Raw genomic sequence first — 24,686 nt, 5'->3', positions numbered from 1 at the left:
GATAAAGAAAAGGATGTTAATGATGAGATTAAGTGTACTGGACCAGGCACCTGTGACAAAAGGCAACACCGGCGTGGATGCGCTGAGAAAATCGGAGGAACTCGCTGTTCTTGCTGACGAACTCGGCTATTACCGCATGTGGATGGCCGAACACCACGGCATCGGCTCCGTCGTCAGCTCCGCTCCGGAAATTACGGCAGCGCGGCTTGCGGCAAAGACTGAGAATATCCGCATCGGCACAGGCGGTGTCATGATGATGCACTATTCACCGCTCAAGATGGCTGAAGTGTTCAAGACACTCAGTGCATTCTCACCCGGACGGATTGATTTCGGCGTGGGCCGTGCCCCCGGTGGAGACGGCAGGGCGGTCTATGCACTGTCTGAAGGCAAGCGTCCCGAGATGGATAATATGTATGAGAAGTATCAGATTGCGCTTCAACTGATCAATGACGAGACACCGGAAGGCAGGCTGTTCGGCTCGACCCCTGCAGTACCGGACAATGTGACACTGCCGGAGGCATGGATGCTTGGGTCAAGCGGCAACAGTGCCATCGAGACTGCAAAAATGGGTGTCGGATATTCATTCGCCCAGTTCTTCAATGGTGAACTCAGCCGTGAAATACTCGATGCCTACAGAAGGAACTTCCAGCCTTCAGCGTTCATGGAGAAGCCGGAAATCAACGTATGCTATATGGTGACGGCAGCGGAGACGCGGGAAGAAGCGGAATACCAGGCAAAGCCACAGGACATTGCAGGTCTATGGCTCTCACAGGGCAGGATCGAGAAATCCCTGACCCCTGAGGAAGCCAAAGACTATCCACTCACCGAGATGGACAAGATGAAGATCCAGCAGCGCCGTCCGCTCCATATCGTCGGATCGGCTAAGGAAGTCGCCGAAAAGCTGCAGGCCGAGCAGGAGATGTACGGCTTCGACGAAGCAATGATCGTCAGCATCCCGCATGCGCAGGAGACACGCCTTGATGTCTACAAGCTGCTTGCGAAGGAATTGTTGGATTAGAGTATAGACTCTTAAAACAGTTAGAGATTCTTTATAAGAAAGCAAAAATCCCTTTTAGCTATTATGGCTAAAAGGGATTTTTATAAATATAATAATTCAGTTATTGATTTCATCCAGTGCGTTTAGTATTTCCTGTTGGGCACGCTTTCTGTGGGATTCCATAACCATTTTCGCTGCTTTTTTATCTTTTGCACGTATGCAAGCCACCATAGCTTTATGTTCTACAATGGACATGGCAGGGGATGGACGATAATTGATAGTATACAACCTAGCTTTATATAGTTTGTCTGTATAGTTTTCAATCACTTTATTAAGATTGTCGTTTTTTGAAAATTTTATGATTGTATTATGAAATTCATCATCCAATATTGCCCATTCTTCAAAGTCTTCTTTTTCCAATGCCTCTTCCTGGCTATTGATTAATGCATCCAATTTAGACACTTCTTCATCATTCATGTAATCAGTGGATAATTCAATTGCTAGACCATCCAAAGCAGCTACCATCTGATAAATATCACTAAGGTCATTCTTTTCGATAGGTTCGATGAAGAATCCTCTCCGTGGAATGATTTGAAGCGCATCTTCCATTTCCAGTCTAACAAGTGCTTCTCTGACTGGAGTACGGCTCATTTCAAGAGTTTCAGCTACCTCTCTCTCCAGGAAGGTCTTGCCAGGCGGAAGTATCAGATTTCTGACTGCTTTTTTGATGATTGTATATGCCTTCTGTGGAAATCTCATTTCATCCAGATCATCCATTTTAGAGATGAAAACACTCAGGTTGTGAAGTATCTGTTCATTGGTCAATGAATGGAGACTGGTATTTTCATTTCGCTCTTTCATCTTCTCATCCTTATTCATTTTTTATATATATAAAGTATACAATAATAAGTTCAGCCCTGAAATCAGGACTGAACATAAATTTATATAGCATCTATTAGATTAGAGAATACCAATGGTACATAGAAATATACTACCAAGATTGATATTATAATTGAAATTAGATTCAGCCAAATACCTGTCATGGCCATACTACTCATCTTTACATAGCCTGTTCCGAATACAATGGCATTTGGCGGAGCAGCCACCGGGAACATATAGGCGAATGTCGCTCCCATATTGGCTGCCACCATGAGTATTATAGGATTAACCCCAAGAGTCGTAGCTACAACTGCCACTATTGGATAGGCCATTGTTGCTGTAGCAGTATTAGAAGTAAATTCAGATAATAGAGTCATTGAAGCCACAATAAGAGCAATTGTAACAATTAATGGCACTGCTTCGATACTACCCAATAATCCACCGATCCACTCATTAAGACCGGAATTGGTAATTCCAGCAGCAAGCGCTAATCCACCACCAAACAGCCACAGTATTCCCCATGGGAGCTTTAAAGCAGTATTCCAATCCATAATGGATTCACCTTTATTTTTGGCAGGTATAATAAATAGGGCAATGGCACCAAGGAGTGCTATCAAGGCATCATCAAGACCAGGTATGAAATTATTCAGGAAAAAGCTTCTAGATATCCATGCCAATCCTGTAAGTGAGAAAATCGTTAAAACGACTTTTTCTTCATAAGTAATCCTGCCAAGGCTTTTAAGTTCATTCTGAATCACCTGCTTACCTCCTGGTAACCCTTGGGATTTCATTGGAAATGAGAATTTGGTCAGGTACAACCATAATAGTGGTATAAGGACGGTTACCAATGGCAGACCGAAAATAATCCAATTGGCAAAAGTAACCTCGATATTATATAAATTGCTCACAGTACCGGCTAGAATTATGTTAGCGGGCGCACCGATCAGAGTTCCAAATCCCCCTATCGTTGCTGAGTAGGCTACTCCGAGCATCAATGCAGTTCCAAATCTGAAGTTGCCAGGCGTTGTATCAGGAGGATAAATTATGGAAGTATTGGATTTAAGTGAATCTGCAAACTGTTTGGTAACTGCAAGAGCGATAGGGACCATCATCATAGTTGTTGCAGTATTTGAAATCCACATTGACAGAAATGCAGTCGCCAGCATAAACCCTAAAATTATACTGTTCGGATTTGTACCTACCATTGAAATAATAGAAAGAGCGACTCTCCTATGAAGATTCCATTTTTCCATGGATAAAGCAATTAGAAAACTGCCTGCAAACAAGAAAATCAATGAATCACCGTAGGAGGCTGAAACTTCACCGGTTTCCATGACTCCTCCAAGAGGAAAGAGAATCAATGGCAATAAAGAAGTGACTGGAATAGGAAGCGCTTCAGTGACCCACCATACTGCGACCCATAGTAGTACACCTAGTACTGTATTGGCTTCACCGGTCATATCCATTGGTGTAGGCAACAACTTTACAGTCATGAATAGAAGCGGCCCCAAGATTAGGCCTATTCTTTGTACTTTCGAATATGCTGGTGGTTTGTTTTGATTTGGTTCTTTGTTACTACTGTGTTTTGTAGCTTCTTTAAAAGCTTTTTCAATTTCCCCTTCATCCGCTTTTTTTCTTGTAGGTGTGACAACACTGAATGCGAAACGAAATAGATTTCGTGCTTGTGCATCCCATCTCCATAACCAGGACCAGATAGTACGCAACAACGTCATACTTGTTTCCCCCTTTGATAACGCTTACAAAATTTAGATTATTAAAATATTTCTGAATCTATATTTAAAATGATAATTAATTAATACATTAAAGTCAATATAATAAATAAAATTAGTTTTTTAACTTTATAATTGACAGTAATTAATACGTTAGTGTATTGTGAATATTAAGAAAACAAAGGAGGGAAATTTATTATGACTAGAAAATTTAAAATTGCAGTAATTCCAGGTGATGGTGTAGGGAAGGAAGTAGTGGCGGAAGGGATTCGTGTTCTTGATTATATGGCTAAACAGTCCGAGGGTAAATTCGAATTTGAATACGATCACTTTCCTTGGGGATGTGAATACTACCTTGAAAATGGAAAAATGATCGATGATGATGGTGTAGAAAAAATGAGGAACTATGATGCTATTTACTTTGGAGCAGTTGGTTTTCCAGGTGTGCCTGACCATGTAAGTCTATGGGGACTGCGTTTGGCAATTTGTCAAGGACTGGATCAATGGGCAAATATCAGACCTGTTGAATTTCTACCAGGAGTACCCCGAAGGATAACTCATCCTGAAGCAGATAAGCTGAACTGGCTCTTAATACGTGAAAATTCTGAGGGCGAGTACTCAGGTATTGGTGGCCGTAATTTTGATGGAAGAGGGGAAGGGCAGGAAGTTGCTGTACAGACTTCCCTATTTACAGAAAAGGGATGCGAACGTATTATCAGATTCGCATTTGAGACGGCAAGGACACGAAAAAGAAAGAAAGTGACAAGTGTCACCAAAAGTAATGCTCAACAGTATGGAATGGTCTTATGGGATGAAGTATTTGAACGTGTAAGCAAGGAATACCCTGATGTTGAAACGGATCAGTGGCTCGTAGATGCAATGGCAGCTCAATTTGTCATGCACCCTGAAAAACTGGAAGTGGTAGTTGCATCAAACCTGTTCGCTGATATACTCTCCGACCTCGGAAGTGCACTCTCGGGCAGCCTTGGTGTAGCTGCCAGCGCCAACCTCAATCCTGAAAAACGTACGCCAAGCATGTTTGAATCCGTACATGGATCGGCACCAGATATCGCAGGCAAAGGAATCGCCAATCCTATCGGAACTATTGACAGTGCTTCGTTGATGCTTGATCATTTTGGGCTTAAGGAAGAGGCAAACGCCTTACATGAGGCAATCCGAAGTACAACAGAAAAAGGTATTTTGACTCGTGATCTGGGTGGTAATTACGACACAGAAGATATTACAAATGCAATTATTGATAATTTGTCTGTAGTAAAAGATAAGGCATAGAGTGTGAAAAGACTGTATTTCCATGGGGAGCGAATCTAATGAGAGTGGTAGTTGCTATAGACTCTTTTAAAGGGAGTCTCTCATCCTATGAAGCGAATCAAAGTGCTTGTGCTGGAATTAAAAACGCTGTTCCAAATGCAGAATTGAGTATTTTCCCCATGGCAGATGGAGGAGAAGGGACAGTAGATGCATTGATAGAGAAAATGCGTGGAGAAAAAGTAGCAGTCAGTGTAACGGGTCCGCTATATAAAAAAGTTCAAGCATCTTATGGAATTGTCCGTGAAGAATCAATGGCAGTTATAGAAATAGCCGAAGCCTGTGGTCTGCCCTTGCTCGATGCCAAAGAATTGAACCCGTCTCTTACGACTTCTTATGGTGTGGGGGAATTGATAGCACATGCGTATCAAGAGGGATGTCGTAAATTTGTTATTGGATTAGGTGGAAGTGCCACAAATGATGGCGGTGTTGGCATGCTCCAAGCATTGGGTTTTAAGTTTTTGGATTATGAAAGAGCCGAAATAAATTATGGTGGTGAAGAATTAAGTAGAATCCATAAAATAGAAGCCACTGATGAGTCAGACAAGTATAGAGACTGTGACTTTCGTGTTGCATGTGATGTCACTAACTTATTATGCGGCAACCACGGAGCTTCTTATATTTTTGGCCCTCAAAAAGGTGCGAATCCAGAAATGGTTATTAGGTTGGACAAATGTCTGGAAAATTTCGCTCAGACAACTTTCCAAGAACTTGGTATAGAACTGAAAAATATTGAAGGAGGTGGCGCAGCTGGAGGATTGGGCGCAGCATTCTATGGTTATTTGAATGGGCGATTGGAATCTGGAATTAATCTGGTTTTAGATACTTTAGGTATAGAAGAACAAATAAAAGAGGCAGATCTTGTTATAACGGGAGAAGGTAAAATGGATGGACAGACTTCCATGGGCAAGGTGCCTGCAGGTCTAGCTCTCCTATCCTCTAAACATGAGGTTCCCGTAATTGGAATAGCAGGCAATCTAACCACAGATGCCTACCAACTCAACCACTCAGGAATTCAAGGAGTATTCTCCATCCAAACTGCTCCGATTTCAATGGAGAAGGCACTGGATAAAGAAGTTGCTGCCTTTAATATTGAAAAGACTGTCGAACAGATCGTTAGAGTCAGCAAATTATTTGCTAGATAAAACGTTAACATACATCGAAGAGAGACTATCTCGTCTGCTCTCAAAAAATGTTCTCATTAATGAATACTGACCAAGATATGTAATGATATCTTGGTCTTTTTTTGATTACTGAAAATATATAGCAGTTAGCAAGCGAAGTATGAGAAGATGAAGGCAACGATAATTCAGAATGATAGAGGTCGATGGAAATGGAACAGATACAACTGGAGCAGCATGCAGATGCTTTCCTTAAAAGGGAATTCGGCATGCCACTTGATATACCGATCCGCATTTCAAAGCGCATGAAATCAAGACTCGGTGCCTTCCGCATCAAATACATACGGGGCAAACCGCAGGATAAGGAAATGGAGATCGTGATGTCACATACTTTCATCAGTAATAATCCCAATGAAACCATCCTTGATGTGCTGTACCACGAATGTGTCCACTATGCACTCTTCGCTAAAAATCAGCCCTACAGAGATTCTGATGCCACATTCATCAGGATTCTCGATCGTCTGGGTATTTCCAGGACACGTACTCATATGTATAGAGGAGAAAGCCACTTGTACGAATGCAGAAAGTGTGGGTACCAGTTCAGCAGGAATATGAAAGGGTATGAGAAGCGGTATATATGCCGGAGTTGTCGAGGGAGATTTAGTTATGCAGGTGTTGTTGAGAGGAGTTGATGGATAAGTAATGGCATATAAAAGGGTTCTAATCATATGCATTAACACCTGCCAACTATGGGTGCCATAACGTATCCGGAAAGATTCAAACGATTAATTATCAATTTTATATATCATGGACTTAACTAAGACCCAGTATCCCAAAAAAGTTCGACTAATTTTTGGAGTCACTGGGTCTTTTTTGTCTTCTCCTGTATTTTCAGAGCTACCGGTTTATATAACTTTATCTCATTAATAAATATTAAACACTCTTGGCTCGATGATAAATGTATGATTTTCAAACCAATTTATACAGAAATAAGAAAACTGTGCATTTATAAATACATTAAAAGAATAATCCAGATAAAGGTCTCATGTTTCTTCATTTCTGCATTTTTACAACAAAATAAATCAGAGATAATATGTTTGTAGCAGAGGAGGGAGACTATGGTATGGATTATATTATTCGGTGGCATATGCGCTTCATTCATGGTTGCAGTTACAGAAGCAAAGCATTTAAACATTCTTTATAGAAGAAGCAGATGTGATTCATGTAATCATACTCTGAAATGGCTGGAGTTGATTCCGGTTGCCAGCTTCATGTTATTAAAAGGAAAATGCTCGCACTGTAAAAGTAATATTGATATTAGTTCTTTTATTTGTGAACTATTACTGATTTTCTTTTACCTCCTTCCCATATTTTACGACCTGTCCCTAAAGGATCTCACATTGTATTATCTTATGATTACTATACTTATACCGGTTGCTCTCAATGATTTCAAAACTTTTACGATTCCAAATCATATGAGTCTATTGTTTCTTTTTACCGGGCTTTTTTTGACTGATCTACAATATATCGAACCTTTTAAAGATATATTCATTATTCTCATACTTCATTTGTTCTACATGCTATTTTCGGATTCTGTAGGTTATGGTGACATCAAGCTTTTTACAGTTATCACGCTGATTACACCGGTCAATTTCTTCGTCTATACAATTCTTCTGACCTATATAATAGGAGGATTGTTTATAATCATTCTTCACTTTTATAAAAGTGATATGCCACGCAAAATACCTCTTGTTCCTTTCATCACAAATGCGCTTATCCTATCATTCATTCTTTATGAAGAGATAAATACAATCTATTTCGGAGGGTTCCTATGACACTATTAATCAAAGAAATGCATGATTCTGACAAACCCCGTGAGAGACTAATGAATTACGGCCCCGACAAACTTACCAACCAGGAACTGTTGGGCATCATCATTAACACAGGCAACAGAGAAGAATCGAGCATAACAGTAGCAAATAGGATCATAAAAGATATGAAAACTATACGTGAGCTCAGAGGCCTGACCTACCAGGAACTGATAAGTGTAAAGGGGATTGGGGAGGCGAAGGCCGTAACAATTCTTGCTGTAATTGAGCTTGCAATCAGAATGCATACGCATTCACTTGAGGAAGATATTTATATAAAGAGTCCGGATGACGTAAGTGATCTTCTGATGGAGAAGATGAGATATTATCAACAGGAGCATTTCGTGGTTCTGTATTTATCAACGAAAAATATGGTGATTCATCAGGAGACGATGTTCAAAGGTTCCTTGAACACCTCCATTGTTCACCCAAGGGAAGTGTATAAGGAAGCAGTTAAAAGAAGTGCAGCAGCAATCATTTGTGTCCACAATCATCCAAGTGGAGACCCCTCGCCTTCCAGAGAGGACATAGAAGTTACAAGAAGACTTCATGAATGTGGGGAGATGATAGGAGTTGATTTTCTAGACCACATCATTATTGGTTCGGGAAAGTATATCAGTTTAAAGGAAATGAATTTCATTAAATGAGGAGTGGGTAGATGGGATTGGATATGTATCTTTATCTTCAGGAACGTGAAACCAATGAAGTCATTGAATATAGCTACTATAGGAAGTTCAACGCTCTACAGGGTTACTTTGTGAAGCATTTCAGTCTTGAAAACTGTGGAAAAATAAAGGTGTCATTGGAAATGGTGAATGAACTGTATCTTTTACTTAATGAAATCCGCCATTCTCCTGAAAAAGCAAATTTGCTTATGCCTGCATTCCCTGGTCCTTTCTTTGGTTCATATGAATATGACCGTATATACCATAACTATATAAATCAGGCAGCCTGTGACTTCTATCACGCCAAGTTCATAGATTATGAAAAATACGATCTTTTCTTCACTTCTGACTGGTAGAGTGCGATTTTAAATATTACAAATCCATTACAACTCTGTAATATTTGTAAATTCTGTTGAAAACCGAAATAGTTTAAGATACGATAAATGTGACTTAAAAATGACATAACAAGGAGGTCAAACCGATGATTAATGTAATTCTTTCATCCGTAAACCAATTTTATAGTGTTGCCTCCTTTGATGGATTCTAATCATTCCGGTTGAATCTAGATATCATATATATTATTTCTTATCTGTTGTAGGGAGGCTGCCGCCTCTCTATTTTTATGCTCGTAATGAGTGTGCACAAATGGAGTGCACACTTTTTTTGATGTCATTTTTGAGAAAATTCTGTAAACAAAGGGAGTGATGATGTGGTATCTGTAGTTTGCATAAGACAGTTTGACGCTATGACACCAACGAAGAACACAACAAGGAAAACCAGAGGGGACCATCGACTGTAATTGTGGATTGAATCCCTGGTTTCGGACAGGGTGGTGATATCATGTTTAATTTCCTAAAGAAATTGAAATGGTATTTTGGAGAACGTAAATGGAAGTATACGACAATCGTAATTGTACTGCTTGTGGCGAACATACTCGAAATCATACCTCCGCAGCTGATTGGCTGGACGATCGACTTCATAGCCGGCGGGGAAATGTCAGAGCGCCTGATGTGGCAGCTGATCGGTGTATTCATCATAGTGACGATATTGACCTACACTGCGACATATCTATGGTCCTATCTGCTCTTCGACGGGGCGGTGAAGATCGAAAGCATCATCAGGATGAAGCTGATGCGGAAGTTCCTGCTCATGTCGCCGAGCTTCTATGAACGCAATCGGACGGGGGACTTGATGGCGAAGGCGACGAACGACCTGAAGAGCGTGAATCAGGCCGCAGGAATGGGCCTTTTGACTCTGGTCGATGCAACGACATTCATGTTGACGATCATACTGGTCATGGGATTCACGATTTCCTGGCAGCTGACTTTCTTTGCACTGTTGCCGCTGCCGATATTGGCGATTGTCGAGCAGCGGCTCGGCAAAAGGATCAATGCGGCACATACGGAGAGCCAGGAGGCGTTCGGATCCATGAACGATTCGGTGCTCGAAATTGTGGAAGGGGTGAAACTCACACGGAGCTATGTGCAGGAGGCGGCCGAGAACAGGCGGTTCAGGGGGATGACGGACGACTATCTGGAGAAGTTCATGAAAGTGGAGCGCCTGGATGCTTTATTCCAGCCGCTGACAATCATCGTCACGACATTCAGCTTCGTGGTCGCCTTCGGCTATGGCGCGGTGCTTGCCAACCGCGGACTCATATCTGTCGGGGACATTGTGGCCTTCAACGTCTATCTGAACATGCTGATATGGCCGATGTTCGCAGTAGGCATGCTGTTCAATGTCATGCAGCGTGGAAATGCCTCGCTGATGCGCATCAACAGTATCCTGGATACGGAAGATGATGTGGATGATGAAGGAATGCACGGCATACAGGAATCAGATATGGATTTCGACCATGTATCTTTCCAATATCCATTGAGTGGCAGAACGAATCTGGATGATGTATCGCTCACACTCAGAAGCGGCCAGACGCTCGGCATCGTGGGCAAGACGGGCAGCGGCAAATCGACGCTCATTAAACAGCTTCTGAAGTTCTACCCGGCAGGGCATGGGAGTCTGGTCATCGATGGACGGCCGATATCGGAGATTGACCGGAGAACACTGCGGGAAAAGATGGGATATGTCTCCCAGGAGAACATCCTCTTCTCAAGGACGGTGCGGGAGAACATCCTGTTCGGTAATCCCGGGGCGATGGAGGCACAGCTTGAGGATGCAATCCATCTCAGTGCGCTCGATCAGGACTTGAAGCGGATGCCCGAGGGGCTCGAGACGATGGTCGGTGAAAAGGGCATCGCCCTGAGCGGCGGCCAGAAGCAGCGGATTTCCATTGCACGGAGCCTGATCCGGGATCCGGATATACTGATCCTGGATGACGCCCTCAGTGCCGTGGATGCAAAAACGGAAAAGCGGATCATCGACGGCATCCGTACGAATCGTACGGATAAGACGACCATCATCGTGACGCACAGGCTGTCTGCCATCCAGCATGCGGATCTGATCGTCGTCCTGGATGACGGCCGGATCATAGAGATGGGGACACATGATGAGTTGTCCGCTTCAGATGGCTGGTACAGCCGGCAGAACGACTATTATCTGAAGGGGGGTGCATCGACATGAAGGAAATGAAAAGACTGATGGGCTATGCCTTTAAGTTCCGAGGACATTTCATTCTGGGGATATCGCTCATGGTGCTGATGGTCGGGTTCGAACTGCTCGGTCCCTTTATTGCCATGCAGATCCTCGACCGTCATATACAGAACGGTACAGGGGAGATAGAACTATTGCCGATCTACCAGCTCCTTGGCGTATTCCTCACCATCAAGATGATGCATGCCATCTTCAGCTACCTTCAGGGGATCGTGCTGCAGAAATCGGGCGCCCTTGTAGTGCAGGACATCCGCAACGATGTCTTCCGGCATGTGCAGAAGCTGCCGATCCGCTACTTCGACGATCTTCCGGCCGGCAAGGTGGTCTCCCGGATCACGAATGATACGGAATCCATCCTGCATATGTTCTCAGAGGTGCTGCCGATGTTTCTGGTGAGCACTCTGACCATCGGCGGCATTACGGCAGTGACATTCGTCATCAACTTCTGGGCGGGACTTGCCATGCTTGTGGTCATCCCTTTCGTCCTCATATGGATGGTACTCTACAGGAAGTATTCGGAAGGCTACAATCATATGCGGCGGGAGCGGAACAGCGACATCAACGCCATGCTGAATGAATCGATCAGCGGCATGCCGATCATCCAGGCCTTCAACAGGGAATCCGAGGTGACGGAGGAGTTCAAAAATCTGAACGATGGCTATGTCAGAAGTTCGAACAGCCTGATCAGACTTGAAAGTGCCACCGGAGAGAACCTTATGGGGACCATCCGTTCCTTGCTGTTCGCTGTGATGGTCTACATTTTCGCATCCGCCTTCCTCGACGGGTCGGCGGCCATGTCGGTCGGTACGATGTACATCCTGGTCGATTACATTACACGCTATTTCAACCCGCTGTTCGAAATCATCCGCCAATTGGATGTATACGAGCAGGCGCGGGTGGCGGCGCTCAAAGTGTTCGAACTGCTTGATGCGCAGGCAGAAGATGATGACACCGGTGTGCTCGGGGAATTCGATGGACATATTGCCTTCGAACGGGTTGGGTTTTCATATGATGGCACACACAAAGTACTCAAGGACATCAATATGGAAGTATCACCAGGAGAGACGGTGGCGCTTGTCGGCCATACAGGGTCCGGCAAAAGTTCGATCATCAACCTGTTGATGCGGTTCTATGACCCGACTGAGGGCACCGTACGCTTCGATGGAAAGGATGTCCAAACCATCGGCAAGCAGTCTTTGAGGCAGCACATCTCTATTGTACTCCAGGATCCCTTCATCTACAGCGGAACGCTGCTGTTCAACCTCAGATTGAACAATGCCGATATTACGGAAGTGGAGGCAGAGGCAGCACTCAAGAATGTAGGTGGGACTGAGATGCTCTCCAGACTGCCGGATGGCGTGCATACAGAACTTGCAGAACGCGGTTCGACACTGTCCCTTGGGGAACGGCAGCTGATTTCATTCGCACGTGCCCTGGTGTTCGATCCGAAGGTGCTCGTACTGGATGAGGCGACAAGCAACATCGATTCGGAGACGGAACAGATGATCCAGCATGCCATGAAGGTGGTAAGCCGGAACAGGACGACATTCATCATTGCACACAGACTCTCGACGATCCAGCATGCAGACCAGATTCTGCTGCTTGATGGCGGCCGTATTGTCGAGCGGGGGAGTCACGAGGCACTCCTCAAATCGGGCAGGGAATACGCCAAGATGTACACCATGCAGGTGGCCCATGTATCCGGAGTGGAATAATTGTGGCAGCCAATATTTTGAAATTTGACTTTTCTCCCACATTAATGTAGAGTGATGAGCATTCAATTGAATACTTTTATCCAGAGAAGTGGAGGGATTGGGCCCTGTGAAGCTTCAGCAGCAGGCCGGTAGGTACTGTGCTAAATCCCGCAAGCCTCAGGCTTGGCAGATAAACGATTGAAGCCATTTGCCTTTGGGCAGGTGGCTTTTTAATTTCAGGAAGGAAGTGGTGGAATGGCAATTGTGCTTGAAGATGTGTCGAAGACATATGAAGTCAAGGGGAAGAGGATCGAGGCTTTGAAAAAACTTTCCCTGACGATAGAGGAAGGGGAGATATTTGGACTGATCGGCTTTAGCGGGGCAGGGAAGAGTACGCTGCTCAGACTGATCAATCTGCTTGAGGCACCGAGTTCCGGCAAAGTGAACGTGAACGGGACTGAGCTTGGAAGTCTGGCGGGGGAGGACCTCAGAATCCGCCGGCAGAAAATCGGCATGATCTTTCAGCAGTTCAATCTGATCGAATCGAAGACGGTCTATCAGAATATTGAATTCGTTCTTAAGGCAAGCAAGTATGACAAAAAGAAAACGCGGGGACGGATCGAGGAACTTCTCGACCTTGTCGGACTCGGCGACAAGGCGGACAGCTATCCGAAAAATCTGAGCGGCGGCCAGAAGCAGCGTGTCGGCATCGCACGGGCCCTTGCGAACCATCCGGATGTCCTGCTGTGCGATGAAGCGACCAGTGCACTCGACCCTGATACGACGAAGACCATCCTGAAACTTCTGAAGCGGATCAATAGGGAGCTTGGCATCACAATCGTCTTGATCACCCATGAAATGGAAGTCATAAAGGAAGTTGCAGACCGTGTCGGCGTCATGACGGAAGGCGAAGTTGTAGAGATCGATGACGTCTACAGCATATTCAGCCATCCGAAGCATGATGTGACGAGGGGCTTCGTACAGGATATATATGATTTTGTCATCCCGTCCCATATCGACGTGAACGATCGTTCCGAAGTGATTACGATCAAATTCCTCAACGAGCATGCTGAGGCGAACTATGTGAACCAGCTCTACCGCCATTTTGAATGTGACATCAGCATTCTGAACGGACGCATCGAATACATACATGATATGCCTCTCGGCTTCCTGATGCTCCACATCAAGGGCGAACCGGATGAGATAGGGCGTCTGAAAAGCTTCATCGATGAATCCAAAGGAATAGAAAGGGCTGAAATCTATGCAGAGATTGACTGAGATTGCACCGCTCCTTTACCGTGCACTGCTTGAGACGACACTGATGGTTTCCATCTCCATCTTCTTTGCGGTGCTGCTCGGGCTGCCGCTCGGCATACTGCTCTATATCACGGCGAATCCGCTGCTGTTTCGGATAAAGCCTTTGAATCAGTTTCTGGGCGCAGTGACCAACGTCATCCGCTCATTCCCATTCATCATACTGATTGTCGCAATCATGCCGATTGCGACATGGCTGACGAACAGTTCGCATGGTCCCGTATTTGCAAGTGTGGCATTGTCGCTCGCGGCCATCCCACTGTTTGCACGGCTTGTTGAGACAAGCTTCAACGGTGTCAATACGGGTGTCATTGAGGCGAGCATCGCCGGTGGTGCCTCCCTATGGCTGATCGTGACGGACGTCCTGATCCCGGAATCGAAACGCGGGATCACCCAGGCGATTACGCTGACGATCATCTCCATCGTCGCATTCAGTGCAACGGCGGGTGTCGTTGGCGGGGGCGGCATCGGCGACCTTGCCATCAGGTATGGCTACTATCGCTATGATACGGTGACGATGGTTGCGACAGTCGTGGTGCTGATCATCATCGTCCAGCTGATACAGCTCATTGGGGACTACTTGAGCCAAAGACAGGAGGGGAACTGATATGCGCGGAATATTGATATTTCTTGCTTCGACACTGGCAGTGATCATCGGATCGAGCGCCCTGCTCTATGAAGGGGAGGGCGAGGTCATTACAATCGGTGCATCAACGGGGCCGTACAGTGATATGGTGAACTTTGCACTGAAGCCGGCACTTGAAGAGCAGGGTTATGTGGTGGAAATCGTCGAATATACGGATTACATCCAGCCGAACAATGCGCTGCATAATGGCGACCTCGATGCCAACCTCTATCAGAACAAGTCGTTCATGCAGGACTTCAACAACGAAAATGGCACCGACTTCATCAACCTGATCCAGGTGCCGACTGCACCGATGGGGCTCTATTCCAGCGAGTTTGATTCCATCGCAGAGATTGAGAATGGCAGCGAAGTCGCATTGCCGCTCGATCCGGTCAATTCCTCCAGAGGGTTCCAGACACTGATGGACGCAGGATTGATAGAAATAGCTGAAGATGCCAATATGCTGGCCATCGAAGAAGAAGACATCCTTCAGAACAATAAGAACCTCGAGTTCGTCTACCAGGATTCGGGCCAGCTGCCGAGGAGTGTAGATCAGATTGGACTGTCGCTCGTGCCAGGCAACTTCGCCCTGGCAAGCGGCATGGATCTGGCGGATGCTCTGCAGCTTGAAAATATGAATGAGAATTTCCGGAACCAGATTGTCATCAATGCAGAGGATGAGGATACGGAACTTTCCCGTGCTCTGATCGAAGCCGTCGAGTCTGAGCATTTTAAACAGACGATAGACAATCAGTTCCAGGGCTTCGATAAACCGGAGGGATTCTAATGGCAAACAGACTGATTGAGAGCATACCACCCAGCTATTTCAAAACAGCGATGGCGAGCAATGTGGAACAGGGTCCACTGCCGCTGATCAACCTGGCGGTCGGCATCCCGGATGGGGAGACACCTGAGCCGATTCTGGATGCGGCTTCAGATGCACTATATAATGAAGAGAACCAGCGGTACGGTCTTTTCAGGGGGAAGCAGTCCTTCAAGGATGCGATCATCAGGTTCTACTCTGACCAGTATGGTGTGGAACTTGCAGAGCATAATATAGCGATACTTTATGGTACGAAGAGTGCCCTGGTCCAGTTTCCGATGCTGTTCATCGAACCGGGCGAGGGCGTCTATCTGCCGAACCCGGGCTATCCGGACTACGCGGCCGGCGTGAGGCTTGCACGCGGGGAGGTCTATGATCTTCCGCTTCTTCCCGAAAACGGGTACCTGCCGGATTACGATAGGTTGCCGGACGATGAGCTTGATAATGCCAGGCTCCTCTACTTGAACTATCCATCCAACCCGCTCGGCGCCGTTGCAGACAAGGAATTCTTCGACCGCACGGTGGCGTGGTTCAAAGGTACGAAGACGCGGATTGTCCATGATTTCGCCTATGCGCCGTTCTCCTTCGAAGGTCGGCATCCGAGTATGCTCGAAAGCGACCCGGATCTGGAGTGTGCCATCGAGATATACTCACTTTCGAAGGGCTTCAACATGTCCGGTTTCCGGGTGGGCTTTGCGGTAGGCAACCATGAAATGATCGAAGCGATCAATACGTATCAGGATCATACCCAGACAGGGATGTGGGGCGTCCTGCAGGATGCATCCATTGCAGCATTGGAAAATGCAGGAGAGATACTGCCGCACCAGGAGGAGAAGTTCAGGCGGCGGAGTGACCTGGTGACCGGAGCATTCAAAGAGATGGGCATCCCGATCAATCCCATAAGGGGTGGAATATTCGGATGGATCCGTGTGCCGGAAGGCCATGATGGGGAGTCCTTCAGGGAGTTTCTGATGAAGGAGCAGTCCATCCTCGTGACCCCGGGCATTCCCTTCGGATCGAGGGGGAGCGGCTACATCAGAATATCCCTTGCCGTCAGTGATCAGATGCTGGAAGATGTCATTTACCGCTTTGGGAATATCCGTCACCTATGGCAGTGACGTGGAAAAGTACAACATTTAATTTCGAATCACCCCTTGAAAGCATCCCCGAATACATGTAACATAATAGATGTAATGAAAACGACATAACAAGTCATGAAGTAATGATGTCCATCATGAATCGTGGCTTTTGATAGAACAGATCCATTCTTGTTCTAGATATCATATATATTATTATCTTATCTGTTGTAGAGAGGCTGCCGCCTCTCTATTTTTTTATTTTACATATGCTTATCAGAACCGGCCGTGTATGGTATTCTTTTATCATATATCAACGTATTAATGGAGGCGCTCTACAGTGAACAGGCTTTTCAACCGTAACCGCATGCTGATGATCCTATTCGGCATCATCATACTCATCATCCTGATTGGTTTCTCGATCACCGACCGCAGTACCACGACCAAAGCTGAACAGTTCACCGCCGATGCGGCTGCCGGCTCGCAGATGATCATCGAGGCACCGCTCAACTTTGCCGGCAGCATATTCTCGAGCATCAGGCAGAGCTTCAATGCGGTTGAGGAGAATGAACAGCTCAGGGCACAGTTGGAGATGCTGCCCCAGATGCAGTCGGACCTGGAACGTCTCAAGGCCGAGAATGAAGAACTGAGGGAAGCTTTGGACATCAGTTCCAAGCAGTCCTATGAAAGCATCAATGCAAGGGTGATCTCCCGCTCCCCGGACCAGTGGCTGAACAATTTCACCATCGACAAGGGGGAGGCGGACGGCATCGATGAAGGGATGGCGGTCATGACGCCGGAGGGCCTGATCGGCACAGTCGCACGTGCGAACGGCGGCTCCAGCTATGTCGAACTGCTGACGACTGACGTATCCCAGAACAACATGTCTGTGGAGGTCATTCATGATGGCAATCCGATCTACGGCAACATTCGCGAATACGATACGGAACGGAACCTTCTGGTCATCGAAAACATAAAGAACCGCAGCGGACTTGCCCGCGGGGATGAAGTGCTTACGAGCGGACTCGTCGGCGACTATCCTGAAGGCCTCCTCATCGGGACGGTCGTGGAGGTCCAGAATGACGAATATGGATTGAGTCAGAATGCCTACGTCCAGATGAAGAGCAATGTCGATGATGTCGATGTCGTCTTCGTAATCGAGAGAAATCCGGAATCCATGGAGGAATAGCATGAGGGCGATCATAATATTTCTGTTTTCATTCCTGCTGATGTATGTGGATTTCCTGTTTGCCGATTTCAGCCCGATGGAGATCGGCGGTGTGGAGGTTTATTTCGTCCCCCGGGCACTGCTGATGTTCATACTGCTCGTCTCGGTATATGCCAGTCCCAGGATGAGTGTTCTGCTCGGCGTCGTCTTCGGTGCCATGCTGGACCTGTACATAGGATCGCTCTACGGCATCCATACGTTTGGCATGGTGGCTTTCGTCCTGTTCATGCACACCGCATTCAGGGTCTTCCATAAGGACTTCGTCGCCCTGGCATTCGTCGTGCTGCTCCTGACCTTCTTCTATGACCTCTACATCTACTTCGTCTACAGTGTGCTCGACATGGTGCATCTGCCGGCATTCGATTATCTGGCGCTCAGGGCGGCGCCGAGCCTGCTCCTGAACGCGCTGATCTTCATCCTTGTTTTCATCATCGCACTGAAGACTTCCAAGGTTAGAAAAGAGGTACTGCCAAAGCATTGACAGCAGGGAACACCGTTGGTATAATGCAGTAGTTGGTGATAATGTAGACATCAACCGCTCAATTACAGGTTCAAGTGATGCAAATCCACCTGTAGATGGCGTGTCTTATTTTAAATCAGGAGGTGTAAGTATGTTTGCAATTATCGAAACAGGTGGTAAACAGATTAAAGTCGAATCTGGTCAAACGATCTATGTAGAGAAAATTGATGCAGAGGAAGGTGCGACCTTCACATTCGACAAAGTGCTCTTCGTAGGTGGAGATTCCGTCAAGGTCGGTGCGCCTACAGTTGAAGGTGCAACTGTATCTGCGAAAGTTGAAAAGCACGGCCGCGGCAAGAAGATCGACGTGGTGAAATTCAAGCGCAGAAAGAACTACAAGCGTAAGCAAGGGCACCGTCAGCCTTATACGAAGCTGACTGTTGATAAGATCGACGCGTAATGATCAATGTAGAATTCAACATAAACGATGATGGACAGGTTACATCCTTCAAGATGGAAGGGCATGCCCAGTTCGATGAACACGGCAAGGACATTGTCTGTGCCGGTGCTTCAGCAGTCGTTTTCGGTTCTGTAAATGCAATCCTCAATATGACGGAAGCCAACCCTTCCATCAATATGGAGGAAGAGACCGGCTATTTCGAATTCAAACTCGAAGAACCGGACGACGCAAAATTACAGCTGCTGCTTGAAAGCATGATCATTTCTTTAAAAACGATAGAAGAAGAATACGGTGAACATATCAGATTATTATTCAAGTGAGGTGAAAGCAATGCTTAAACTGAATCTTCAATTCTTTGCATCCAAAAAAGGTGTAGGCTCAACGAAAAACGGTCGTGATTCCATATCCAAACGCCTCGGTGCGAAAAGGCAGGATGGCCAGTACGTTACAGGCGGATCCATTCTTTTCCGTCAGCGTGGGACTAAAATCCACCCGGGTGAAAACGTAGGTCGCGGCGGCGATGATACACTCTTCGCCAAAATCGACGGCGTTGTAAAATACGAGCGTCTGGGTCGCGATAAGAAACGCGTTTCCGTATACAAGGAAGCAAAATAATGAAACGAATGGACATCAGCAAAGCTGGTGTCCTTTTTATTTAAATGTGCTGAAATTGATATGCTATAATATTTAAGGATAGAGGTGAGACAATGTTTATAGATCAGGTAGATATATACTTAAAAGCCGGCGATGGCGGGAATGGCCTTGTCGCATACAGACGTGAGAAGTATGTGCCGCTGGGCGGACCTTCCGGCGGTGATGGCGGCAATGGTGCGGACATCATATTCGAAGTCGATGAGGGACTCAGGACACTGATGGATTTCCGTTACCAGCGCCATTTCAAGGCGAAGCGCGGCGAGAATGGGATGAATTCAAATGCACACGGTAAAAATAGTGAGCCGATGGTGCTGAAAGTGCCGCCAGGCACCATTGTCAAAAGGAAGGATACCGGCGAAACGCTTGCGGACCTTGTACAGCATGGCGCGCGCGCAGTCGTGGCAAAAGGCGGACGCGGGGGACGCGGCAATTCAAGATTTGCCTCCTCCCGGAATCCTGCGCCGGATTTTGCCGAAAATGGTGAACCGGGTGAAGAGCTCGATGTGGTCATGGAGCTCAAACTCCTCGCGGATGTAGGGCTTGTCGGCTTCCCGAGTGTAGGGAAGTCCACGATACTCAGCGCAGTGTCGAAAGCGAAGCCGAAGACGGGCGACTACCCATTCACAACCATCAAGCCGAACCTCGGTGTGGTTGAAACCGGAGACGGGCGTTCGTTTGTGATGGCAGACCTGCCTGGGCTGATCGAAGGGGCTTCCGAAGGTACGGGTCTTGGACATCAGTTCCTGCGCCACGTCGAGAGGACGAAGGTCATCGTCCATGTCATCGACATCGGCGGGCTTGAAGGAAGGGATGCAGTCGAAGACTACAGGATCATCCGCAATGAGATGGGCCTATATAATGAAAACCTCCTGAAGCGTCCTGAAATCATAGTGCTGAACAAGGTCGACCTGGTGGAGGATGAAGCGGTCTTCGACCGTTTCACTGAAGCGGTAGGCGGAGATAAGGAGATCTTCAGAATATCTGCAGCGACGAGAGAGAACCTGGATACGGTACTATACAGGGTTGCAGATCTGCTCGAAGAGACATCTGAAGTGGAGGAAGTCATAGAGGAGACGGACCACCGTGTGGTCTATCGTCACGAGAAGGATCCGGATACATTCGAGATCAGCCGTGATGATGATGGTGCATATGTCGTCTCCGGGGATGCCATAGAGCGCATGTTCAAGATGACGGACTTCAACCGTGATGCTGCTGTCAGGAGATTCGCCAGACAGATGCGTTCCATGGGCATTGATGATGCGCTCAGGGAGCGCGGCATCCAGACCGGTGATACTGTAAGGATACTCGGCGGAGAATTTGAATTCGTAGAATGATGGTGATTTGATGTATCAGTATATTGTTGGTGTTTTGAAGGAAGTGGAGCCGCAGTATATCACTGTGGAGACGAATGGGATCGGATACCTGATCATGGTTCCGAATCCTTTTCGCTTTGAGCATAATAAGGAGAACGAAGTGAAGATCCACACGGAACTGATCGTAAGGGAGGATAGCCATACGCTCTATGGCTTCAACTCGAGGGATGAAAAGATCCTCTTCAGGTCGCTGCTGCAGGTCACGGGCATCGGCCCGAAGAGTGCAATGGCAATTCTGGCAGCCTCCACCCCGGATGAAATCATCCGGGCGATCGAAACCGAAGATGAGAAGTATATGCAGAAGTTCCCGGGTGTCGGCAAGAAGACGGCCAGCCAGATCATCCTTGATTTGAAAGGCAAGCTCGGACATGTGGATGCTTCACCCGAGTCGCCTGATGTGGATGGCAATGACCACTTCATCAGCGAAGCCCTGCTCGCCCTGGAGGCGCTCGGCTACAGCAGACGTGAGCTCAAGCGCATTGAGAAGCATCTGGGCAATGAATCTTTCGGTTCTGTGGACGAAGCAGTAAAAAGAGGGCTTAAATACCTAGTTCAGTAATGGGGTGCTATTATGGATGATCGCATTTTAGATGAAGGAAAGCAGCAGAATGAAGAGCATTTGGAAATGTCGCTCCGGCCGGAATATCTGCACCAGTATATCGGCCAGCAGACATTGAAGAATAACCTGAACGTATTCATAGAAGCTGCGCGGATCAGGGAAGAGGCGCTGGACCACGTCATTCTGCACGGTCCTCCGGGACTCGGCAAGACGACGCTGTCGAACATCATCGCCAATGAGCTCGGTGTGAACATACGGACGACTTCCGGGCCGGCAATCGAACGTGCCGGGGATCTTGCGGCGATTCTATCGAGCCTTGAGATGGGGGACGTCCTGTTCATCGACGAGATCCACCGGCTTCCCCGGGCTGTGGAGGAGATCCTCTATTCTGCAATGGAGGACTTCTTCCTTGATGTCGTCATCGGCAAGGGGGAGGAAGCGAGGAGCATCCGGATCGACCTGCCGCCATTCACACTGGTGGGGGCGACGACACGCTTCGGCAGCCTCTCCGCACCGCTCCGTGACCGTTTCGGCGTCCAGCTGAGGCTCGAATACTATGATGTCGACAGCCTGGTCACCATCGTCAACCGTACAGCGGACATATTTGAAGTCGCCATCGACGATGACAGTGCAATGGAACTTGCCAGACGTTCACGCGGCACGCCGCGGATCGCCAACCGGCTGCTCAGGCGTGTCCGGGACTTTTCGATCGTGAAGAAGGAGCCGTCCATCACCCTCGAGACGACGAACCATGCGCTGAAGGTGCTGGAAGTCGACCCGAGCGGGCTGGACCCGATCGACCACAAGATCATGAATACGATTCTCGATACCTACGGCGGCGGGCCGGTGGGCCTTGAAACCGTGGCTGTGTCGATTGGTGAGGAAGTCATCACACTGCTGGATGTGTATGAACCGTACCTGATCCAGCAGGGGTTCCTCGAACGGACACCGAGAGGCCGGAAGGCCACAGCAAAAAGCTACGACTACTTTAATGGAAAATCACAGATGGATATATTCAGAAATGAGGAATAGGTTTTGAAACTCGAGGAATTTGATTTTGAGCTGCCTGAATCACTCATTGCCCAGACACCTCTGAAAGACCGGGCACAGAGCAGGCTGCTCGGCCTGAATAAGGCGGATGGTACTGTATCGGACGGGAAGTTCGAGGATATTGTGAAGTATCTCAACCCGGGTGATGCACTGGTGCTCAATGATACGAAAGTACTGCCGGCGAGGCTCTTTGGTGTGAAGCGTGAGACGGGTGCCAAAGTGGAGATGCTGCTGCTCAAACCGATCGAAGGCGGGTATGAAGTGCTCATCCGTCCGGCCAGAAAGGTCAAGAAGGGGACGGAGATCGACTTCGGCGATGGTCTCCTGAAGGCAGTATGCACCGGCACATTCGATGAGGGCATCAGACATGTCAGCCTCCACCACGAAGGGCTGCTCGAGAATGTCCTGGATGAGCTCGGTGAGATGCCGCTGCCGCCATACATCAAGGAAACATTGGAGGATAAGGACCGGTACCAGACGGTCTATGCAAAAAATACGGGGTCCGCTGCCGCGCCGACGGCTGGGCTTCATTTTACTGAAGCGCTGCTCGAGCGCATCAGGGCGCAGGGTGTACATATCGCCTATATCACCCTGCATGTGGGCCTCGGCACATTCAGGCCCGTCAGTGCTGAGAACATCGAGGACCATAAGATGCACTCCGAATTCTATATCATGAACCGGGAGACGGCGGATGTACTCAATGAAGTCCGGGAAAATGGAGGAAAAGTGGTCAGTGTCGGTACGACGAGTACGCGGACATTGGAGACGATCATGAGGGATCATGGCAGGTTCGAAGAGGCGAGCGGCTTTACGGACATTTTCATCTATCCGGGCTTCCAGTACAGGGCCGTTGATGCGCTGATCACGAACTTCCACCTTCCGAAATCCTCCCTGATGATGCTGGTGAGCGCCTTCAGCGACAAGGATGCGATAATGAAGGCATACCAGCACGCGATTGATGAGAAGTACCGGTTCTTCAGCTTTGGAGACGCGATGATAATATATGAGGATGAAGAATAGATGGCAATAAGATATGAACATATTAAGACATGCAAGCAGACCGGTGCCCGCATCGGCAAACTGCACACGCCGCACGGCACGATCGATACACCGATATTCATGCCTGTAGGGACGCTGGCGACAGTGAAAACGATGACACCCGAGGAGCTCGCAGATATCGGCAGTCAGATCATTCTGAGCAACACCTACCACCTGTGGCTGAGACCCGGCAGTGACATCATCAGGGAAGCCGGAGGCCTCCATAAGTTCATGAACTGGGATAAGCCGATCCTGACGGATTCCGGCGGTTTCCAGGTGTTCAGCCTGAGTGACAGGCGAAAGATCGAAGAGGAAGGCGTCCATTTCAGAAGCCACCTCGACGGCTCCAAACTCTTTTTGAGCCCCGAGAAGGCGATGGATATCCAGCACGACCTAGGTTCCGACATCATGATGGCATTCGACGAGTGTCCGCCATTCCCTGCAGAGAAGAAGTATGTCAAGGATTCGATCGAACGGACCACCAGATGGGCAGAACGCTGCCTTACCCATCATGTCAAGGAAGGGCATGACAGGAACCAGGCACTGTTCGGCATCGTACAGGGCGGGGAATACAGCGACCTCCGCGCCCAGAGTGCGAAGGATCTTGTGGCGATGGACTTCCCCGGCTATTCGATCGGCGGCCTTTCCGTCGGAGAGCCGAAGCCGATCATGTACCGCATGCTGGAGGAGACGGTACCATTCCTTCCGGAGGACAAACCGAGGTATCTGATGGGTGTCGGCTCGCCCGATGCTCTGATTGAAGGCGTCATCAGAGGCATAGACATGTTCGACTGTGTCCTCCCGACCCGTATTGCACGGAATGGCACGACGATGACATCAAAAGGCCGGGTCGTCGTCAAGAACAAGAAATTCGAGCGTGATTTCACACCACTCGATCCCGGTTGCGACTGCTACACTTGCCGTAATTACACGAAGGCATACTTGCGCCATCTGTTCAAAACGGATGAAATTCTGGGATTAAGGCTTACCACTTATCATAACCTGTATTTTCTGCTAAAATTGATGGAGGATATTCGAACTGCAATTTTAAATGATCAATTGATGGATTTTAAAGAAGCATTTTTCGAATCATACGGATTGAATGTTGAAAATCCGAAAAATTTCTAACAGAGGAGAAG

At 47.5% G+C, this 24,686-nt stretch carries 25 protein-coding genes, 1 riboswitch and 1 other annotated feature; of the genes, 23 read left to right on the top strand and 2 right to left on the bottom strand.

Going from position 1 to position 24,686, the window contains the following annotated elements; genetic code table 11:
* Positions 1-22: 22 nt before the first annotated feature.
* Complete coding sequence (locus EDC33_RS02965) at positions 23-1,018, top strand: LLM class flavin-dependent oxidoreductase (RefSeq protein WP_124010122.1); 996 nt, start codon at positions 23-25, stop codon at positions 1,016-1,018.
* A gap of 96 nt (positions 1,019-1,114) precedes the next feature.
* Here the strand turns inward: EDC33_RS02965 and EDC33_RS02960 are convergent, their stop codons facing one another.
* Both EDC33_RS02960 and EDC33_RS02955 read right to left on the bottom strand, forming a co-directional pair.
* A complete protein-coding gene (locus tag EDC33_RS02960; RefSeq protein WP_229716648.1) occupies positions 1,115-1,876 on the bottom strand; it encodes a GntR family transcriptional regulator in 762 nt (253 codons plus the stop codon).
* Positions 1,877-1,938: 62 nt separating this feature from the next.
* A complete protein-coding gene (locus EDC33_RS02955; RefSeq protein WP_124010121.1) occupies positions 1,939-3,609 on the bottom strand; it encodes an SLC13 family permease in 1,671 nt (556 codons plus the stop codon).
* Between the two features lie 195 nt (positions 3,610-3,804).
* Here EDC33_RS02955 and EDC33_RS02950 point away from each other — a divergent pair, with 195 nt between their 5' ends.
* From EDC33_RS02950 to tgt, 22 genes are all read left to right on the top strand, one after another.
* Positions 3,805-4,896 carry a tartrate dehydrogenase gene (locus EDC33_RS02950; protein WP_124010120.1) on the top strand — a complete coding sequence of 364 codons (1,092 nt, stop codon included), beginning with the start codon at positions 3,805-3,807 and terminating at the stop codon, positions 4,894-4,896.
* A gap of 38 nt (positions 4,897-4,934) precedes the next feature.
* A complete protein-coding gene (locus EDC33_RS02945) occupies positions 4,935-6,077 on the top strand; it encodes a glycerate kinase family protein (RefSeq protein ID WP_124010119.1) in 1,143 nt (380 codons plus the stop codon).
* A gap of 188 nt (positions 6,078-6,265) precedes the next feature.
* Positions 6,266-6,745 carry a SprT-like domain-containing protein gene (locus tag EDC33_RS02940; RefSeq protein ID WP_124010118.1) on the top strand — a complete coding sequence of 160 codons (480 nt, stop codon included), beginning with the start codon at positions 6,266-6,268 and terminating at the stop codon, positions 6,743-6,745.
* Positions 6,746-7,171: 426 nt separating this feature from the next.
* The gene (locus tag EDC33_RS02935; protein ID WP_124010117.1) at positions 7,172-7,888 is read left to right on the top strand and encodes a prepilin peptidase; all 717 of its coding nucleotides are present in this window, start codon (positions 7,172-7,174) and stop codon (positions 7,886-7,888) included.
* Positions 7,885-8,568, top strand: coding sequence for a RadC family protein (gene radC / locus EDC33_RS02930; RefSeq protein WP_124010116.1), 684 nt, complete (start codon positions 7,885-7,887; stop codon positions 8,566-8,568). Before EDC33_RS02935 ends, radC begins: the two co-directional genes overlap by 4 nt.
* A gap of 11 nt (positions 8,569-8,579) precedes the next feature.
* A complete protein-coding gene (locus EDC33_RS02925; RefSeq protein WP_124010115.1) occupies positions 8,580-8,942 on the top strand; it encodes a hypothetical protein in 363 nt (120 codons plus the stop codon).
* 484 nt (positions 8,943-9,426) lie between these two features.
* Positions 9,427-11,163 (top strand): ABC transporter ATP-binding protein, encoded by a 1,737-nt coding sequence (locus tag EDC33_RS02920; RefSeq protein WP_124010114.1) that lies wholly within the window; start codon positions 9,427-9,429, stop codon positions 11,161-11,163.
* Positions 11,160-12,908 carry an ABC transporter ATP-binding protein gene (locus EDC33_RS02915; RefSeq protein WP_124010113.1) on the top strand — a complete coding sequence of 583 codons (1,749 nt, stop codon included), beginning with the start codon at positions 11,160-11,162 and terminating at the stop codon, positions 12,906-12,908. The genes EDC33_RS02920 and EDC33_RS02915 overlap by 4 nt, the downstream gene beginning before the upstream one ends.
* A 73-nt stretch (positions 12,909-12,981) precedes the next feature.
* A riboswitch (SAM riboswitch) is annotated at positions 12,982-13,084 on the top strand.
* A gap of 58 nt (positions 13,085-13,142) precedes the next feature.
* Positions 13,143-14,165: a methionine ABC transporter ATP-binding protein gene (locus EDC33_RS02910; RefSeq protein ID WP_124010112.1), complete on the top strand. Its 1,023-nt coding sequence runs from the start codon at positions 13,143-13,145 to the stop codon at positions 14,163-14,165.
* On the top strand, positions 14,149-14,808 hold the full coding sequence (locus tag EDC33_RS02905) for a methionine ABC transporter permease (protein WP_031548829.1): 660 nt from the start codon (positions 14,149-14,151) through the stop codon (positions 14,806-14,808). Before EDC33_RS02910 ends, EDC33_RS02905 begins: the two co-directional genes overlap by 17 nt.
* Position 14,809: 1 nt before the next feature.
* Positions 14,810-15,613 carry a MetQ/NlpA family ABC transporter substrate-binding protein gene (locus EDC33_RS02900; protein WP_040105540.1) on the top strand — a complete coding sequence of 268 codons (804 nt, stop codon included), beginning with the start codon at positions 14,810-14,812 and terminating at the stop codon, positions 15,611-15,613.
* Positions 15,613-16,767, top strand: a complete 1,155-nt coding sequence (locus EDC33_RS02895) for an aminotransferase class I/II-fold pyridoxal phosphate-dependent enzyme (RefSeq protein ID WP_188358177.1) — start codon at positions 15,613-15,615, stop codon at positions 16,765-16,767. The genes EDC33_RS02900 and EDC33_RS02895 overlap by 1 nt, the downstream gene beginning before the upstream one ends.
* Positions 16,768-17,065: 298 nt before the next feature.
* Positions 17,066-17,914 carry a rod shape-determining protein MreC gene (gene mreC / locus EDC33_RS02890; protein WP_124010110.1) on the top strand — a complete coding sequence of 283 codons (849 nt, stop codon included), beginning with the start codon at positions 17,066-17,068 and terminating at the stop codon, positions 17,912-17,914.
* 1 nt (position 17,915) lies between these two features.
* On the top strand, positions 17,916-18,434 hold the full coding sequence (gene mreD / locus EDC33_RS02885) for a rod shape-determining protein MreD (RefSeq protein WP_040105537.1): 519 nt from the start codon (positions 17,916-17,918) through the stop codon (positions 18,432-18,434).
* A gap of 42 nt (positions 18,435-18,476) precedes the next feature.
* Positions 18,477-18,550 (top strand) — a sequence feature (ribosomal protein L21 leader region).
* 14 nt (positions 18,551-18,564) lie between these two features.
* The gene (gene rplU / locus EDC33_RS02880; RefSeq protein ID WP_040105536.1) at positions 18,565-18,873 is read left to right on the top strand and encodes a 50S ribosomal protein L21; all 309 of its coding nucleotides are present in this window, start codon (positions 18,565-18,567) and stop codon (positions 18,871-18,873) included.
* Complete coding sequence (locus EDC33_RS02875) at positions 18,873-19,193, top strand: ribosomal-processing cysteine protease Prp (protein ID WP_124010109.1); 321 nt, start codon at positions 18,873-18,875, stop codon at positions 19,191-19,193. The genes rplU and EDC33_RS02875 overlap by 1 nt, the downstream gene beginning before the upstream one ends.
* A 10-nt stretch (positions 19,194-19,203) precedes the next feature.
* Positions 19,204-19,488 (top strand): 50S ribosomal protein L27, encoded by a 285-nt coding sequence (gene rpmA / locus EDC33_RS02870; RefSeq protein WP_040105534.1) that lies wholly within the window; start codon positions 19,204-19,206, stop codon positions 19,486-19,488.
* A gap of 92 nt (positions 19,489-19,580) precedes the next feature.
* On the top strand, positions 19,581-20,861 hold the full coding sequence (gene obgE, locus EDC33_RS02865) for a GTPase ObgE (protein WP_094905709.1): 1,281 nt from the start codon (positions 19,581-19,583) through the stop codon (positions 20,859-20,861).
* 10 nt (positions 20,862-20,871) lie between these two features.
* Complete coding sequence (ruvA, locus tag EDC33_RS02860) at positions 20,872-21,459, top strand: Holliday junction branch migration protein RuvA (protein ID WP_124010108.1); 588 nt, start codon at positions 20,872-20,874, stop codon at positions 21,457-21,459.
* A gap of 12 nt (positions 21,460-21,471) precedes the next feature.
* Positions 21,472-22,491 (top strand): Holliday junction branch migration DNA helicase RuvB, encoded by a 1,020-nt coding sequence (gene ruvB / locus EDC33_RS02855; protein ID WP_040105531.1) that lies wholly within the window; start codon positions 21,472-21,474, stop codon positions 22,489-22,491.
* Positions 22,492-22,494: 3 nt separating this feature from the next.
* Positions 22,495-23,529 (top strand): tRNA preQ1(34) S-adenosylmethionine ribosyltransferase-isomerase QueA, encoded by a 1,035-nt coding sequence (queA, locus tag EDC33_RS02850; protein WP_124010107.1) that lies wholly within the window; start codon positions 22,495-22,497, stop codon positions 23,527-23,529.
* Entirely contained in the window at positions 23,530-24,675 is a 1,146-nt protein-coding gene (tgt, locus tag EDC33_RS02845; protein ID WP_040105529.1) for a tRNA guanosine(34) transglycosylase Tgt, read from the top strand.
* Positions 24,676-24,686: the final 11 nt, after the last annotated feature.

This window comes from Salinicoccus roseus (genome assembly GCF_003814515.1).
In the GTDB taxonomy this organism is placed as follows: domain Bacteria; phylum Bacillota; class Bacilli; order Staphylococcales; family Salinicoccaceae; genus Salinicoccus; species Salinicoccus roseus.
Note: the sequence above shows the minus strand (reverse complement) of the source record. Positions and strands in the feature narration are given on the sequence as shown.

Bases quoted from the DNA above. Each gene is read 5' to 3' on its own strand.
- obgE (WP_094905709.1), top strand. From the start codon at position 19,581: ATGTTTATAGATCAGGTAGATATATACTTAAAAGCCGGCGATGGCGGG.
- EDC33_RS02875 (WP_124010109.1), top strand. From the start codon at position 18,873: ATGATCAATGTAGAATTCAACATAAACGATGATGGACAGGTTACATCC.
- radC (WP_124010116.1), top strand. From the start codon at position 7,885: ATGACACTATTAATCAAAGAAATGCATGATTCTGACAAACCCCGTGAG.
- EDC33_RS02955 (WP_124010121.1), bottom strand. From the start codon at position 3,609: ATGACGTTGTTGCGTACTATCTGGTCCTGGTTATGGAGATGGGATGCA.
- EDC33_RS02895 (WP_188358177.1), top strand. From the start codon at position 15,613: ATGGCAAACAGACTGATTGAGAGCATACCACCCAGCTATTTCAAAACA.
- EDC33_RS02925 (WP_124010115.1), top strand. From the start codon at position 8,580: ATGGGATTGGATATGTATCTTTATCTTCAGGAACGTGAAACCAATGAA.
- ruvB (WP_040105531.1), top strand. From the start codon at position 21,472: ATGGATGATCGCATTTTAGATGAAGGAAAGCAGCAGAATGAAGAGCAT.
- EDC33_RS02950 (WP_124010120.1), top strand. From the start codon at position 3,805: ATGACTAGAAAATTTAAAATTGCAGTAATTCCAGGTGATGGTGTAGGG.
- EDC33_RS02960 (WP_229716648.1), bottom strand. From the start codon at position 1,876: ATGAATAAGGATGAGAAGATGAAAGAGCGAAATGAAAATACCAGTCTC.
- EDC33_RS02900 (WP_040105540.1), top strand. From the start codon at position 14,810: ATGCGCGGAATATTGATATTTCTTGCTTCGACACTGGCAGTGATCATC.
- EDC33_RS02920 (WP_124010114.1), top strand. From the start codon at position 9,427: ATGTTTAATTTCCTAAAGAAATTGAAATGGTATTTTGGAGAACGTAAA.
- tgt (WP_040105529.1), top strand. From the start codon at position 23,530: ATGGCAATAAGATATGAACATATTAAGACATGCAAGCAGACCGGTGCC.
- EDC33_RS02915 (WP_124010113.1), top strand. From the start codon at position 11,160: ATGAAGGAAATGAAAAGACTGATGGGCTATGCCTTTAAGTTCCGAGGA.
- EDC33_RS02945 (WP_124010119.1), top strand. From the start codon at position 4,935: ATGAGAGTGGTAGTTGCTATAGACTCTTTTAAAGGGAGTCTCTCATCC.
- ruvA (WP_124010108.1), top strand. From the start codon at position 20,872: ATGTATCAGTATATTGTTGGTGTTTTGAAGGAAGTGGAGCCGCAGTAT.
- EDC33_RS02965 (WP_124010122.1), top strand. From the start codon at position 23: ATGAGATTAAGTGTACTGGACCAGGCACCTGTGACAAAAGGCAACACC.
- mreD (WP_040105537.1), top strand. From the start codon at position 17,916: ATGAGGGCGATCATAATATTTCTGTTTTCATTCCTGCTGATGTATGTG.
- EDC33_RS02910 (WP_124010112.1), top strand. From the start codon at position 13,143: ATGGCAATTGTGCTTGAAGATGTGTCGAAGACATATGAAGTCAAGGGG.
- rplU (WP_040105536.1), top strand. From the start codon at position 18,565: ATGTTTGCAATTATCGAAACAGGTGGTAAACAGATTAAAGTCGAATCT.
- rpmA (WP_040105534.1), top strand. From the start codon at position 19,204: ATGCTTAAACTGAATCTTCAATTCTTTGCATCCAAAAAAGGTGTAGGC.
- EDC33_RS02940 (WP_124010118.1), top strand. From the start codon at position 6,266: ATGGAACAGATACAACTGGAGCAGCATGCAGATGCTTTCCTTAAAAGG.
- EDC33_RS02905 (WP_031548829.1), top strand. From the start codon at position 14,149: ATGCAGAGATTGACTGAGATTGCACCGCTCCTTTACCGTGCACTGCTT.
- EDC33_RS02935 (WP_124010117.1), top strand. From the start codon at position 7,172: ATGGTATGGATTATATTATTCGGTGGCATATGCGCTTCATTCATGGTT.